The sequence below is a fragment of the Pseudomonas sp. genome, assembly GCF_030683065.1.
Taxonomy (GTDB): domain Bacteria; phylum Pseudomonadota; class Gammaproteobacteria; order Pseudomonadales; family Pseudomonadaceae; genus Aquipseudomonas.
Window position 1 is genome coordinate 1 of record NZ_JAUXMX010000051.1, and the last position, 15,833, is coordinate 15,833.

Genomic DNA, 15,833 nt, shown 5'->3' on the forward strand with positions numbered 1-15,833 from the left:
GGTAACGTTGGGCCCGGGTCAGCTGCCGGTAATGCGTAGTCATCTGCGCTTGAATCCTTTGGTGTGAGAGCCTGGATTCTACCGGTGGCTGGCCCTCTGCCTATCGTTTCAAGCGTTGCACTTATTCTATGAATTCAGGCATGAAAAAAATTCGCAATTCAGGCGACGAGACAAACTCGCCCTCAAGAAAGCTCGGTCGCAGCCAACATGGCAAACAGACCACATACTTTCACTCGATTAAAAATAACTGCACCGTTGTGTGCGAGACGCGACTAGAAGCAGATGCATGTTACCTGTTTGAGTTCGATGACAAAATTTCAAGCTACTTTGCACAACCCGAGCCTATTCATGTGACTGTAAACAACAAGCATAAGAAATACACACCTGACTTCAAGCTGGTTTTTTCAAGTGGCTATATACGGTACATAGAAATCAAACCTGATAATGTCTTTGACAAGCCAGACTACATGGCTCTGTATCGAGCCGTTCGGGATGAAGCCAAGAGAAAGGGCGAGGGCTTTAAGTTGATTATAGAAAGCAGTATCCGTAGACAGCCGAGGCACAAAAACATGAATCACATCTACTTTCAAATGCGTCACACACGACCAGAGGAGCTGTCCTACTTGATGGATCAACTGAGCGTAATACATCTCCCAACATGCATTGGACTGCTATTTGAAATATCGCCACCTCCGAGCATGGGTGCGATAGCAAAGGCAATATTCAAAAAAATCATCACCTTTGACGTAAACGAGCCTCTCTCGCTCGCCAGTGACCTCAACCTGGAGAAATCGCAATGAACACAAAAACAACGCTAACTATTGGTTCCCGCTATCAACTCAACGGCGATCTATATGAGGTGACCTCACATGATCACGACAGATACTTGTTGCGCTCAATTAATCACAAGGGTTCTGCTTACCTCAAAGACTGCATTCTTGAATCAATTCTCCGCAGCGGAAATTTGAAAAAAATTGACGACGCCTTGCCAGACGAAATGGAATCGTACTGCCTCATTGCCATGAGCAGTGAAGAACGCCGTACGTTTGATAACAACTTGTTCTATGTTCGAGAAGTGACCAAGAAATTCCACGGATCACTTCCTCGTGAAAAAATTAACGCCACAATTGCTGAACTAGCAAAACTTCGACAGGACGAATCCCCACCAAAATACACAAAGCTATACAAGCTCGTCAGAAAGTACCGAGAAAGTAATAGCAATATTTTCTCTATTGCCAAAGTAAAAGGAATAAAGAAAAGCCGAACCAAGAGAATCAGTGATGAACCAATTGAGATAATGGATGATTACATAAGAAACTATTACCTAACTGCTGAAATGCCTACTGCAAAACAAGCTTACAGCTTGATCGTAGGACATATCGAAGAGCTAAACAGAAACAGTTTTCAAAAGCTTGAAATACCATCACTTGCATCTCTGTATAGGCGCATCCAATCGATTCCCGTATACACATTGGATGTTGCTCGTCTCGGAAGCCGAGCCGCCAACAAAAAAAACGGATATAGCAGAGGAATTCTTATCCCTGATCGCTTGCTAGAACGCGCTGAAGCCGACAGTCAAGAAATGGATATTGTTGTAGTCAACCCTGAGGGGCACCCTATTGACCGGCCATGGCTAACAGCCATTATCGAGGCTAAAACCGGGGTTCTACTAGGCTGGATTATATCACTTAACCCTCCGTGCTATGAAATGACAGCCATAGCCATTCGACGAGCCATTCAGAAACATAACGACGACACACCTGCCGGGCTGTTCGAGGAGCTCATCGTAGATAACGGATCAGAGTTCTATAATAGCTCACTGATAGCACTGGCTAATAGGCTTGGCTTTGAACTTCGGTTCTGCACCAAAGGTGAACCGAACCAAAAACCTTTCATTGAGTCATTTTTTAACACACTCAACAAGCAGTTCATTCACAGCCTCCGTGGCACTACAAAGTCCAATCCGGCGGCCAGGGGTAATTATAACTCGTACAAAAATGCAATATATACCGTAGAAGAGCTTCGCGAAAAATTTGAGTACTGGGTCCACAACGTCTACCACAATACAATTCACGGACAATAATCATGACACCACTAGAAAAATGGAAAAAATATCTGTCTCCGCTAAATCCACCAAGAACCTTCTCTAGCGGTGACGTTGGCTTTATTTGTCACGCCACTTTTCATTCCAGCATCAACAACAATTATGTGCGCCACCTGAACCTGAGATGGTCCGGCCCAGGGCTTTCCCAAGTCAAAGCGGAACTTAAAAACGGGCAAAAAGCAGAAGTACTATATGACATGTCAGACTTGTCGAAAGTGTATGTATCAGTACCTGGATCTGGAATATATTTCCCCGCAGATTGCAGCATGGCATTTCAAAATGGCCTAACTATGACTGAGTACAAATTTATCCGTGCGCTTATGAAAAGTGAGAGGAAGCTTTTCACCGAAGAGAATGCACGGAAAGCACTTCTCACGATGTACAGATCGAGCAGTGAAGAGCTGGGCCGACAAAAAGAAAGGGTGCGGCAACACCTGAGAGATATAAAAGCCGGACTCATTCAGAGCGAAGACTCTGATGACGTGCTTGATGACTGGGATGAATCCGACGATACGAATTCCCCACCTGCATCAGAAACCAAAAAGAGTCCTTCTGAGAACATGTTGCCTAGTGATGAGGAAAACTTGTCTCTCTCAAATACCTCATCTGATGACTCACTAAATGACGACTACAAATCAATCAACATGCCAAGGAGCTACACATGAATAGCTATACGAACCATATAGATGAAAAACTTAAAGAATTCGCCAATAAAGTCGTACCTTACCCTGAGCATAAACGAGCTCTCGAAACCATAATGCGATGTGTTGAAACAACCAGGCAACGTGGCGAGCCTTCATCCGCGCTAATTACAGGCGAATCTGGAACAGGAAAATCTACTGTTTCAAGGCTCGCCGTTTCGATGTTCGGTGAGCCAACAGTTGTTACGACAGAAAGTGGCTCAGTGCAAACATATCCGGCAATTTTCCAAGCGCTTCTTGGCGTACCAACGCTTAAGAGCCTCAGTAGTGACCTGTTGAATAAACTTGGAGCAACTGACCTAACTGGTGATACCTCTGCCCTATTCAACAGACTTGTTCGCCTGTTGAAAACGTCCCAAACTAAGCTAATCGTACTCGATGAGTTCGACAAGATTCTAGATAAAGGCGCAGTAAAAAGCCAGGTTATGACTTGCAACTGGCTAAGAAGCCTCATGAACGAAACACTCATACCCGTTGTGATCGTAGGTGTGCCGAAGTGTGAGGAAATTATAACAGCCAACCCACAGACATCGAGACGCTATCCGTATCGATTGGAAATGCATCAATTGGAATACGCCGCTGTTAATCCAAAATCAGTGCTCACCCAAACCCTGCGCTCACTGGGGCAGGATATAAAGGAAATTGGCGGGTTTGATAATTGTGTTTCATTTAGTGGAGATCACGCTCTTACCGCGATGTATCTCGCTACTGGCGGCAACCTTAATGGCATTCGACTTATCTTGAACGATTCATTTAGGACAGCACTGATCAGAAATGATGGTTCTTTTACGCTTGAAGACATGGCAGACGCTTTTGAGCCTATGACGGTTGACACCGTTATAAACACTTACGGGAACCCTTTCCGCATGAAAATAGAAGCCCTTAAAAAAGCCGTTTCAAGAGGTAACACCCATTGAAACTTTTTTTTCTAGCACACGCAGCAAAGGAGGAAAGTCCGCGAAGCGTGCTGATGCGAACGGCTTACAACAATGGCTATCGCTCCGTAACGGCCTTCGCACGACACCTCGGTGCCAAGGAAACACTCCAACCGTTTCACTGGCAAATGCAACACTCACGGTTGATTCAACGGCTTGGCGCTAACACTCAGCTCAACGGCTCACGCTTCATAAAGGGCTTCTACTCACAAACCTCTCATGTAACGTCTCAGAGCCCTGTGACCGTAATGGGACTGGCTGTGCCTGCGGCCTGTATCAGAGTGGAGAGCTTTCCATTCTGCCCTGAATGCCTGAAAGACGGATTTCACCGCTTCACACAGGACCTCACATGGCTAGATAGCTGCCCATTTCACAGGCTTTCATATGTATCTGCGTGCCCGGAGTGTGAGCGCCCTATCCGCTGGACAAAGCTTTACGAGCATCACTGCAAATGTGGGTATGACCTACGCCAAACTCCAACCCGTACTGACCAATCAGTGTGCAGTCAGATAATTCTGGGAATTTTCAGACGAGCCGATCAAGCAGCGTTGGATCGGTTTATGTTCTGTCTGAATGCATTGCGATATTCGGATCTCCCGAGCAATTCCGAACGATCTGCGGCACTAGACCTAGCAGCCACACTCGCTGATAGCGATGCAAACTCATTTGACATGACCATCGAGCGATCCTTCGCCCTTTTTCCATGCCTTCCATTGCAAGCACACCTTGCACCATGGGCAGCGTCATCTGACGCCTGGATCAAAGCTCAGATTGCGCGTTTGAGCGTGTCAAAAGATGCCACGACTGCGCCTCATAGGGATGACTGTAGGTGTGATCAGTTTTACCTGTTTCACAACGAAATCTGTCATGCGCTAAATGTCTCACCGAAACGAATCCGAGGCTTGATGCACACCAAGTACATTCAGCGCTCACGTATCGATACTCGACGATGGAAGTATTTCGCCCCAAAACTTTGCCAGCTGATCAACGCCAGCAACGTAAATGCCGAATCACCAACAACAGCCACAGCCATCTCATCCCGCGACCGCGCTCATGACACTTACTTGACTGTTAGCCAGGCAGCGATAAAACTTGGCCTGTATGCAGATGCAGTACGGAGCGCTATTAAGACCGGCCTACTGCAACAAGCCTTGACGCATTTCAAGGGTAAAAGTCAGATGATCGAATGCAGTGAGTTTGACCGTTTTACTGAGACATACATTTTTGTTGGCCAACTTGCCGCTGACCTGGGGCTGCCGAAAACGACCCTTACGGCTAAGTTGATTCACTGCGGTATTGCACCAATATCCGGCCCCTCTCTGGATCGTGGGTTGATAGCTATCTATAGGCGCTCAGACCTTACAGAAGAGACACTGAAACAAGTCCGCTTGCTAAAGCACTACGAGACTAATGCGGGAAGAAAAGCGGCCAATTCGGTAGTCAATGTAACCACAAGCACTGTGCCAAGCAGTCACGTGGCACGCATCCTAAATCTGCCAATCATTCACTTGAAACATCTACAAGACCTGGGCTATTTGGACATAGCTAAAAGTGACAAGCCCGGACGCCACTTCACCACCCGCTCAGTGGAAAATAGCAAGCGCTGGCTCCAGAGCATGATCTCCCTTCCGGATTGCGCCAAGTTGTTTAGCCTTTCATCACCTACCTTTTCACGTCGATTCATTCAAAGTGGCTTTTTGTCGATTGTGAAAATTGGCAATACAACTTTGATCTCACGCAGCGACATCCAGCGCATTCAAAAAAATGTTGATCATTTCCTGACCTGCTTCGAAGCTGACAAAGAGCTTGGCGCACCGCTTGGTCACGCTAATAACCTAGTGAGAACGGGACGGTTGATCCCAGCTACAGAGGTAGCAACTGGTGGCGTTGGCACAGTAATTTTGGTTCATCGCAGCGACATTGAAGCGATCCGAAACCTAGCGCTCTAGCCTACCGACGAAGACAGTGACTAGGCGACAACATTAAAATCACACCCTCTTGCAGTACCAACTGCTCCCAGACTAATATTCATCAATGGTAAATATTAATAATATCTAATAAATATTCGTTTCACGAATTAGTGAAAATCCACTAACTAATTTCACAAATTAATGAAAATATAATTTCACGAACTTGAAAACACACCTCTGCAAGCAAATAAATGCGTTATTTAAATTCTCGACTTAATGAAAATGAAGGGCCACTCACTGAAGAGTTAAGTGCGCTTTACCTGAAATGGATGTTTGGGGTGGCGATCAGCTAGATCAAAAGCCCCGCCTAGTGCGGGGCTTTTGATTAAGGGACTGTCTGAAAACCACCTTCTAAAAACAGCTCAGTAACCATGTGGCTTACAGCGCTGCCGTCTCGTAAAGCTTGGGATTATTCAGCGGATCCATAACGCAGGTCTAATGCCCCTTAGATATTTCCGGCGTGGATTAGGGCGGGCAAAAATGGATGTACGGCAAATTTGGCGCAAAGAAAGCCGCAAAAGAATCAAAAACCAATTGAGGTGCGAGCGGGTTAACCGGAACTGGCCACTGCACGCTCAGCGGGTTGTTGACGTTTTTAGGGAGATACAAGCTGAGGGCGACAAACATGGTGTGGTTATGTTTGTGCAAGAACCCGAATGGTTTCAGCCTACCTATGATGGACTTGGGCGGCGCTATGGCAAATACCCGCTAGGTGAGACCTCCGTTATTCTTTGTTTTATGAGGCAGCGTACTGGAACCGGAGTGTTTGAGCGCACGGAAGAAGGTGATACGCACACATTTGACTACGAAGAAGGGGCACAACTAGTAGTTCACCACTCACCAGACCAAGGGGTAGTTCAGGTTTTTTTCTCACCGCCCAGACTGAGCAAAGACAATAAAGAAGAAGCACTCCTTTATACGCACACCTTCAATTCAGACGATTTAACTCGTGATTGGGTTATGCGCCTTGTGCCCTGTTTCTTCACGTTCAATCGTGTCGAGAGCCTGCTAGAGCGTCCCAGCGTGATTGATAGACTGCGTGTTCGTTGGTGGCGGTTTATCGACATCAGGAATCGGCGCGGTTACCTAGAAAAACTCCAGCATGTCCTTACCCCCTGGGAGCTGATTCTAATTGCGGGCACCACAGCGCCATTGTTATGGCTGCTCAGCTGGCTGTGGAAGCTACTGAACCCCATCAATCTATAACACTCCCAGCAAGCGAGTAGCCCGGCCAACCGCAACATCGGTGGATGAATAGTGACCTTGCCCTTGAAAAACGTATCCCTTGCCAGGTGTCCTTTTAGCCGCAAGGATACGACATCGGGAAAAGGGGACCGGGAAAAGGGGACAGATTTATTAATTTCGTTGCCTGCGACTACGAGTTTCGGCTTTACGCCGAGTCACTTTCTCTTTGCTCGCGCGGAAGAGAAAGTAACCAAAGAGAAAGCGCGCCCGGCATCCGGGTTTCGCTGCGCTCAACTTCCCTCGCTCCGGCGCTGTTCCGAAGGTCGGCGTGACGGGCCATCCATGGCCCGACATGCCTCGTTTGGCATCCATGCCAAACGCCCCTCTCCACAGCACCTCCACTCGGCCTCCTGACGGGATTCGGGGACCGCGTTGTTTGGGCAATTTGTGGAAGGCAGAGCGAAAGGCAAAAGCAGAGCAACAGCAGAAGCATCGCGGGCAAGCCCGCTCCTACAGGTCCAGCGGACATTCGTAGGATGGGTGGAGCGCAGCGATACCCATCAAAAAGCTGTGGCTCTGCTTTTGGTCATCGAACCGCAATGGCACAGGCGATGCCAAACGCCCCATCAGGAGGCCGAGTGGAATCGTTGCGCAAGGGGTTGAGCGGCATGGATGCAGCGAGAGCCGCGATGGGCCAGGGACGCCCGGGGATGGCCCTCAATGATGGAACGAGGGAAGTCGAGCGAAGCGAGACCCGGATGCCAGGGGTAAGACTTTTTGGTTACTTTTGGCGGGGCCGGCCATCCGGGCGACTGCCAAAAGTAACCCGCCGTAAGGGCGGAACCGTTACCCAAGCACAACACAAAAGCCGCGTATGTACGCAAATGCATAACCAACGAAAAAACGCTCAACCAATCTTCACGCATGCAAACAGCGCATTGCCGGAAACGCCATCCCACGGAATCAGCTTCTCGTAATCATGCTCAAACACCTGCACCGCAAAATACGGCTGCAACAGCGTCTGTAACTGCGCAAAGCTCACGGCCACCATCGGATGCTCGTCGTTCCACACCTCGGTTTGCCCGGCTGTTGTTTTTTCAATCCGCAGCCGCAGCGCCTGCTGCTCGCCATCACCGGGGTAACTCCAACCGGAGTTGAAGGTGAATTGGCCTTCATCATTTTCGACGCTATGGGCGGCAAACAGGCTGTTATCGATCTTGCCCTTGTCGACCACGTTGAAGCAGAACAGCCCATCAATGGCGAGCGCTGCATGGGCGCTGGCGATGCACGCCTTCAGCCGCTCTATCGCGCCGCTGTAATGGATGGAATAGAGAAAGCAGGTCAACAGGTCCACCGGCTCACTGAGGGTGAAACTGCACATGTCCTGCAACGAGAAGCGCGCCTGCGGGCAGCGCATGGCGGCCTTGTCCAACATCGGCTGATTGATATCCAGCCCGGCACTGCTGTAGCCGGCATCGCTGAAATGGCACACATGGGGCCCCGTCCCGCAGGCCAGGTCCAAGTGGCGGCGGCCGCCGTTGCCAAACAGTTGCTGCAGCCTGTGGATACAGTGGCTTTGCGCCTGATAGTCGATATCAGCACACATCAGATCGTAGTAATCAGACAGGTCGGTGTAGAGGGCATTAACGGACATAGCGGCCTGCTGATTGAGCCGCGAATTTTGCGGTCGCGCATCATAGCCGAACCCTGGCCGCAGCAAGGCAATCGAGGAAAAGGGAACAGATTTATTAATTTCGTTGCCTGCGGCTACTGATTTCGCCCTTACGGCGAGTCACTTTCTCTTTGCTCGCGCGAAAGAGAAAGTAACCAAAGAGAAAGCGCGCCCGACATCCGGGTTTCGCTGCGCTCAACTTGATTCGCTTCGCTCACCCTTCGGGCCAGCCTGCGGCTGTTACTACGCTTCGCTCCGTTTCCTCGCTCCGGTGCTGTTCCGAGGGTCGGCCTCCTGACGGGATTCCGGATCGAGTTGTCTGGACGACTTGTGAAGGACAGAGCAAACAGCAAAAGCAGAGCGTGAACGCAAAAGCATCGCGGCCATAGGCCGCTCCTACAGGGCCGACTGGTATCCGTAGATTTGAAGGGTGGTCTGACTATCAAAAAGCTGTGGCTCTGCTTTACGCAGTGGCCAAACACTTTGTCGATCCGCCCTGCTCGCTTAGACTCCACCCCTCTAGTGTGCAGTCCAGATGCCCAAGGAAGACCCATGGCTAAATTCCTCAACACCAGCGCAACCAATTATTACTTGGAAGAGATGATCAAGACGGCAAAAGATCGCCTAATCCTGATCAGCCCTTTTCTGAGGTTAAACGACCGTGTCAAGGAGCTTCTGGAAGATAAAAATCGACTGAAAATTGATGTGCGCATCGTGTATGGCAAGAGCGAATTACAGCCCGAGGAGGTGAACTGGCTCAAAGGCTTAAGCTACATCCGCACCAGTTTTTGCAAGAACCTGCATGCTAAGTGCTACCTCAACGAGGAGTTTTGCATCATCACCAGCCTGAACCTCTACGAGTTCAGCCAGGTCAACAACAACGAAATGGGCGTTTTGATCAACCGTGGCGATGATGCTGACCTCTATAGAGATGCGTACGAAGAAGCCCAGCGCATCATCCGCATCAGCGATGAGGTACGCATCTCACTGGAGGTTGTCTCTAAGGAAAGCGACGGCGATAGCGACAACAAAAAAGCTGAAAACGATGACAGTGTCGAAAAACTGACCAGTTCCAAGCTGGCGCAGAAAATAGGGCTCAAGACCAACGAACTGATGGATAGGTTGATCACAGAGCAATATCTCGAAGTACGAGACAGCAAAAACTACCTGACCGATAAAGGCAAAAGCGCTGGCGGTGAGTTCCGCATGAGCCCGAAATTCGGCCCGTACTTTCTGTGGCCGACTGAGTTTCGTCCATAAGCACAATCAGTTTGGATGGGTTAAGCAATAGCGATACCCATCAACAAAGCCCTGGTTCTGCCATTGTTCATCGATGTCGCCAACGCACTTACCCCACAAATACCCGCTCGCGATGCCACGCGAGCAGTTCAACGCTCGGCATGAATCGTTCCGGCAATTCGATCTGTCGGCCGGCAAGCGGCAACAGCACCTCTAGCACAAAGGGTTCGTCGCGCTGACGCAACGACGCCGAGAGGATCACGGTAAATTCATCCGTCAGCGCTATCAAGCCTTGGTCGAAGGCGCGGTCATGCAGCGCGGACAGGCACAGGCCATTGGCAGGATTCAAGCGATTCGCCTTGTCCTGACTCCAAGGCACGATATGACTGGCAAGCAACAAACGCGGCTCTGCCAAGCCGGACATGCAGCACGTCCCTCGGTAACTGCTCAGCACGGCCTTACGGAAGAACTGCTGCTTGATGCGCTGCTCGACCATCACCTGCCGCGTTTCGCCGATGTAGTCGGCAGGCAGGTCATCTTCGATGGACGGGACTACAGCAGCAGCGCCGCTAGCCAAGTCCGCCCTCAAGCTTTCACACTCCAGCGCCAGGCCTTCCCAGTCCGCATGAAACTGATCCCAGGTTTCTTGATCGAGCTTGGATGCCCCACCCAGTCCCTTGCGCCCACTTGCGGTAATAGCGGGGTCAAGGCTGGCGAAGTTGACCAATTTCATCGCCAGCGCCGACGGCGTTCGGCTGATAAGACCGGCGAGCTGAGTGATCTCTGGATTGCGCTGATGCAGCCGGCCAAAAGGCAGCTGGCAATACAAATGGAATGCCAGCTTAAGCTCGTCTCGGCTCCAGCGATTACTACTCAAATTGACGCTTCCTTACGCAGATAGGTACATGACTCAACCGTATTAACGGCTGTCCGGGCTGCTGGTCTGGCCCAAATAAAATTAAAAAGACGGATCACTCGCCGTCCCTAAACCAAAGCAAACACCACACTCATCGGCGCACTGCCACTGTGGCTGCGATACCTCACCTTGCCGTGATAGGTAAACGGCGCCCCCTTGCCGTTTTCGACTTTGTTCTCCCGCACGAACAGATGGATATCGATACCCAAGGTCTCGTGTTCGATGATTTCCTTGCCCCTTTTGCTGCTGGGCGTGGTCGCGTTTTGGCTTTGCCAGTGGAAGGTTTGTTCGTCGAGCCAATGGTCGAGGTAGCGGTGCTCCGCAACCTTGCCTTGTTTGTTCAGGGTCACCAGCAGCACATGGGCGCGCTGCTCGGCCAGCAGCACATGGCCGACGTTCCAGTTGCCGGGGTTGAACTCGGCGCCGAACAGCGGCGGGATGTCTTCGCGCTGTAAGCGTTCGCCGACCATCAGTTCCAGCGGGTCGAGCACTGCCTTGAGGCGGGCGAAGGTGTGAAGCTGCTCGCGCAGTTCGTCGGTGACGGCGATATCGGCGTAGTCGGGATTGTTGGCGCGCAGCAGGTAGCTGCCGTCCGCCGCCTTGAGGATCACCCGCAGTAGGTACTGGTTGTCGCCAGCGGCGTCCTGGCGCTCGATGGCCATGGTGGTGCCGGTGATCGAGCCGGCGCTTTTCGGGTTGATCTGCTCCAGCAGCAGGTAGTCGCCATCGCGCACGGGCTGCTTGCCGCCATTCATCGAGTTGCCGGAGGCGCGGGCGATGAAGTGCCGTGCGCTATCCAGGCGGCCATGGCCCTCGCCGATCAGGCGGTATTGCTCGCTGTCGGCCGTGCCGGTCTTGAAGTGGCCGCAGGCGATTTTCAGGTTAGGGAAGAACGGCAGCTCGGTGCCGCCGCGCGTGGCGATCGGCAAGCTGACCACCGGTGCGGCCGTGACCGCCTTACGCACCTCGTAGGAGGCTAAGCGGACGTCGACCAGTTCCTGCACCAACTCGGCGAAGCCTTCCCGCTCGGCTTCGCCGACCTTAAAGCGCGGTACGAAACAGCCTTGCTCCACGGCGAAGAAGCGCGTGCCGCTGTTCTTCTGGTTGCCGCCGAGCCAGGCGTTGATCGGGTTGCTCTGCCAGTAGCGCAGCCAGGCCGGCGCAGTGCCGTCCGCCAGTCGAGCCTGTTCCTCCGGCAAGTCGGCCAGCAGCGGCCGGCGCCGTTGCAGGAGCTGCCAGGAGCGCTCGGCCAAGGCCACTTCGCTGGGCGCCGTGCGCCAGCCGTCCAGTTCCTGGAAGGCTTCCAGCAGGATCATCTTGAAGCTCCTGGTCATGGCGGTGGTTTCCAGTTCACGCAGGAAAGGCCGATGCGCCGTGGCCAAGTCCCGCTGCGCCTCGGCCAGGTCGCCCATCTGCTCAACCAGGGAGAACCAGTCGCCGAATTGCTTACGCATCTGCGGCAGGCTGGCGCCTGAGCGGTAGAACTCGCTCAGGGTCGGACGCCGGTTCAGCCCCTCGCGCAGGGCCTGGTAGTGGTTCTGCACGCCGTCGCCGTCGAGCGACTTGAGGAAGTCGAGCAACTGCAGGTCGTAGTTGACGAAGCAGCCCTCAGGCAACTCCAGCCGCTGCTCTGCGGCGGCGCGGGCAAACGCGGCCAGTTGCCGGTGGTTCATGCTGTTGCCCATCAATGCCTGGGGCTTGTGCAGGAAGCTCTGGTGGTTGCCGATGAAGTCGAGCACCACCAGCTTGTCCTTGCCCTCGGCCTTGCGCAGGCCACGGCCCAGTTGCTGCAAAAAGAGAATCTTCGACTCGGTCGGCCGTAGCATCATCACCGTGTCGATGGCGGGCAGGTCGACGCCTTCACTGAACAGGTCGACCGAGAAGATCAGCGGCAGGCGACCATCGCCCAGTTGCTCCAGCGCCTCGCCCCGCGACAGGCTTGAACCGGCATACACGGCGGCAGCCATGACGCCTTGCTTGCGGAAGTACTCGGCCATGAACTCGGCATGGCGGATCGACACACAGAACGCCAACGTCTTGCTCTGGGCATGCTCACGCCAGGTTTTCAGCACGTGCCGCGCACGGCCCAGGGTGGCGAGCTTGTTGGCCAGTTGTTCCGGATCGAAACGGCCATTGCGCCAGGGAATCGCCTGGTAATCCACGCTGTCGTCGAATATGCCGTAGTAATGGAACGGCGCCAGCAGCTTGCTCTCGATGCCGCGGAACAGGTTGGTCTCGAACACCAGGTTGTCGTCGCACAACGACAGGATGTTGGAGCAGTCAGTACGATCCGGCGTCGCGGTCAGGCCGAGCAGGAACGCCGGCAAAAAATAGTTGAGCAAGCGGTGATAGGTGGGCGCGGCGGCATGGTGGAATTCGTCGATGACGATGTAATCGAAATGCCGTGGTGAAAAGCGCTCCAGGTGCTCGATGCGCCCGAGCGTTTGCACCGAGGCGCAAAGCACGTCGACCTGGATGTCGCGCTGCTGGCCCATATAGAAGCCGACCCGCTGCCCCGGCCGAATGCGCACAAAGGTCTCGGCCGCCTGATGGAGGATTTCCTCGCGGTGCGCGACAAACAACACCCGTCGGGCGCCGGCCTGTTTGGCATCGAACGCCGCTAGCCAAGTCTTGCCGAGGCCGGTCGCCAGCACCACCAGGCCGCGCCGGTAACCGTTCTCGCGGGTCAGGAGCAGGGCTTGCAGCGCTTCGCTCTGGATAATCGTCGGCGTCGGTGGCGGTTCCACTTCCAGGCTACCCGGTGCGAGGGCGACCAGAGGCGGCTGACGTCGTGCTTCGTAGTCGTCGATCCAGGCATGGCTAAGCGACTTGCTACGGGGATTGACGAACAGTTCCTCGAAGCGACCGCGCGCCTCAAGGAAGCCGTCGTCGCCGGGATAGTCGATGCGGTAATTCCACTCCAGGCCATCACGCAGCGCCTGGCGGCTGATGTTGCTCGAACCGATGAACGCTTGCCCGCGCAGTTGTCCGCCCCCGTCTTGGGTGGCGAACAGGTAGGCCTTCATATGGAAGCTGCTGCCGGCGCTTTCGTAGACGCGCACCTGCGCGCCTTCATCCTGCAGCAACATCAGGCTGCGCAGCGCTTCGGGGTCGGTGACGTCGAGGTAATCGCTGGTAACCACGCGCACCCGGGCGCTCGGCGCGGCCTCCTCGCCCGGTTTCACCCGCGCCAGTAAGTCGGGCAACAACAGGCGCAGCCCGGTGCTCTTGATAAAGGCCACCGCCATGTCGACTTCGCTGGCGCTGTTGATGGCGCCGCACAGGTGCGGCAGGAAGTGATCCAGCTTGCCGCCAGTGACCAAGCGCGCCGCCAGTACTGGCTGACGCCGGGCCAACACATTCAGCCAGGCATCACTGCGCCCGGGACGTTGGTCGGCGCTGTGCCAATAACTGACGTCGGCGACATCGGCCAATAGCGCCAGCCAGGTATCCATCTGCGCTTGGTCTGCATCGGTGAAACGGCGGCCCTGATACTCACGTTCGCCTGCGCCGATCTTGAAGCTGCAATAGAACATCCCACCCGGCTTCAGCGCCTGCCACAAACGGGTGAGCGCGTCGGGCATCTGCGCATGCGGCACGTGCAGCAAGCTGGCGCAGGCCCAAACGCCGTCATAGCTGTTGAGTTCGTCGACCTCGGCGAAGCTGCGCACCGCCACAAGCTGGCCGAGGTGTTGGCTGGCCAGCGCCGCCAATGCCGGCGAGGCATCGAAGGCCGACACACGATAGCCGCACGCCGCAAACGCCTTGGCATCGCGCCCGGAACCACAGCCGGCATCCAGGATGTAGCCGCCAGCGGGTATCGCTTCGAGAAAGCGCGCATACAACGCGCTCATGTCCACGGCGCTGGTATCGGCAAAAAACTGCTCGGCGTTCTGCTCATAGTAGCTGTGCGTGTCGCTCAAACTTCGCTTCCTTGTGCAACGACTAATACCGGGATGTCGAGGGTGCAGCGTACGTGATCGCCACTCGCTGAAGGCTGCCCTTTTAGCACAATGCGCATCGCCTGCTTGCCGAGCTGGAGAGCTTCGTTACGCAGCCCTAGGCCGTGCATGACGCCGCCGTGGGCGGTGCACCTGGCTGAGTGGATCTTGGGGTGTTTGAAGCGATTGGCCGGTACTACTGGCGAGTAGTTCGAGTGCCGATTCTGGCTGATCGCACTTTCGATAGTGGCCACTGGCGTTGATTGCGTTCCACGGGGCCTGGGTGCGGCGGTACTCATTGCCACAGAATTCGGCCTCGCGCAGGCGGTAGGCCTTCCGCAGTTCCTGAGTGAAATGCTCTTGGGACCTCAATGTTGAGCCAAACGAAGTCGTCATCGGACAGTCGGTTACCGGAGTCGATGTTATGGAGGATGTCCATCATCTGTGGCAACAAAGACTGAGCAATGGCGAAAATCCCGTATTTCCTGCGCAGAATGTATGCGGGATCACTTTCGCGAACCAATGTGGGTGGCTGTGGAGGGCATAACAGATTTGGCGACCTTACGCAGTTCCACGTAAGGGATGCGCTAGACGCGCCAGAAAACGGAGGGGGACATAGATAAATTACTTCACGCTTAGACTTTTCAAAGAAAGCCAAGGCCAATTTGTTTTATTAAAAAATAATCGGCCTCAACTTTTATAGCCATTCCTTGAAAACTGACGGTTAGGACTTCGGGGCCCAGACCTGACACCAGCCGTTTGTCTCCACCATATTCTGAGGGAACAGTGAGCAGCCATTGGTGGCTTCTTGGAAGAGCATACAGTTTGCGCAGTGCTCACCTGCTGCATAAGCTGGGTGGCCGGCGGCTTCTTCCGCCACTTTGACGTAGTTCAGCCCTTTGGCTTGAGGGGTCGATGGGTCCAGCGGTGTAAGGCTTTGGGCGAAAGCACGTTGAGATAGAATACCCATACCAAGAGGTATAGCAGCCATGCCGAGCAAGCTGTGGCGCATAAATTTCCGACGACTTTCGTTAGGGAAACTCTGAAAAAGACTTCCTGATTTTGGCAAAATAGCCGGACACCACCCGCCGAGTTTTCCGATGAAGCAGATCTCCTTCGCCGATGCTGAGTACGCTGGTAAGCGTAAGCAAACCCGTCGTGAACGCTTTT

11 protein-coding genes and 1 pseudogene are annotated in these 15,833 nt (G+C 53.5%); 8 read left to right on the forward strand and 4 right to left on the reverse strand.

The annotated features are described in order from the left end of the window. Nucleotides 1-140: 140 nt before the first annotated feature. The 7 genes and pseudogenes from Q8K09_RS17035 to Q8K09_RS17060 all read left to right on the forward strand — a co-directional run bounded on the left by Q8K09_RS17035 (nt 141) and on the right by Q8K09_RS17060 (nt 6,916). Nucleotides 141-800, forward strand: coding sequence for a hypothetical protein (locus tag Q8K09_RS17035; protein WP_305256183.1), 660 nt, complete (start codon nt 141-143; stop codon nt 798-800). After that, nucleotides 797-2,083, forward strand: coding sequence for a DDE-type integrase/transposase/recombinase (locus tag Q8K09_RS17040; protein ID WP_305256184.1), 1,287 nt, complete (start codon nt 797-799; stop codon nt 2,081-2,083). Before Q8K09_RS17035 ends, Q8K09_RS17040 begins: the two co-directional genes overlap by 4 nt. Before the next feature lie 2 nt (nt 2,084-2,085). Next, on the forward strand, nt 2,086-2,769 hold the full coding sequence (locus tag Q8K09_RS17045; protein WP_305256185.1) for a hypothetical protein: 684 nt from the start codon (nt 2,086-2,088) through the stop codon (nt 2,767-2,769). Further along, a complete protein-coding gene (locus tag Q8K09_RS17050; protein ID WP_305256186.1) occupies nt 2,766-3,722 on the forward strand; it encodes a TniB family NTP-binding protein in 957 nt (318 codons plus the stop codon). Before Q8K09_RS17045 ends, Q8K09_RS17050 begins: the two co-directional genes overlap by 4 nt. After that, nucleotides 3,719-4,108: pseudogene (locus Q8K09_RS21350) on the forward strand (TniQ family protein); the annotation flags it as partial. The gene Q8K09_RS17050 and the pseudogene Q8K09_RS21350, both read left to right, overlap by 4 nt. Nucleotides 4,109-4,645: 537 nt before the next feature. Beyond that, a complete protein-coding gene (locus tag Q8K09_RS17055; RefSeq protein WP_305256187.1) occupies nt 4,646-5,689 on the forward strand; it encodes a hypothetical protein in 1,044 nt (347 codons plus the stop codon). 501 nt (nt 5,690-6,190) lie between these two features. After that, a complete protein-coding gene (locus tag Q8K09_RS17060; protein ID WP_305256188.1) occupies nt 6,191-6,916 on the forward strand; it encodes a hypothetical protein in 726 nt (241 codons plus the stop codon). 886 nt (nt 6,917-7,802) lie between these two features. On the opposite strand, the gene Q8K09_RS17065 is transcribed toward Q8K09_RS17060, so the two are convergent. Then, nucleotides 7,803-8,549, reverse strand: coding sequence for a class I SAM-dependent methyltransferase (locus Q8K09_RS17065; protein WP_305256189.1), 747 nt, complete (start codon nt 8,547-8,549; stop codon nt 7,803-7,805). 570 nt (nt 8,550-9,119) lie between these two features. Here Q8K09_RS17065 and Q8K09_RS17070 point away from each other — a divergent pair. Continuing rightward, nucleotides 9,120-9,827, forward strand: coding sequence for a phospholipase D family protein (locus Q8K09_RS17070; RefSeq protein ID WP_305256190.1), 708 nt, complete (start codon nt 9,120-9,122; stop codon nt 9,825-9,827). 88 nt (nt 9,828-9,915) lie between these two features. Here Q8K09_RS17070 and Q8K09_RS17075 read toward each other — a convergent pair whose 3' ends face one another. From Q8K09_RS17075 to Q8K09_RS17085, 3 genes are all read right to left on the reverse strand, one after another. Beyond that, entirely contained in the window at nt 9,916-10,683 is a 768-nt protein-coding gene (locus Q8K09_RS17075) for an HNH endonuclease (protein WP_305256191.1), read from the reverse strand. A 107-nt stretch (nt 10,684-10,790) separates the two neighbouring features. Continuing rightward, entirely contained in the window at nt 10,791-14,645 is a 3,855-nt protein-coding gene (locus Q8K09_RS17080; protein WP_305256192.1) for a DUF3427 domain-containing protein, read from the reverse strand. A gap of 742 nt (nt 14,646-15,387) precedes the next feature. Continuing rightward, entirely contained in the window at nt 15,388-15,675 is a 288-nt protein-coding gene (locus Q8K09_RS17085) for a high-potential iron-sulfur protein (protein WP_370869557.1), read from the reverse strand. Between the last annotated feature and the right edge of the window lie 158 nt (nt 15,676-15,833).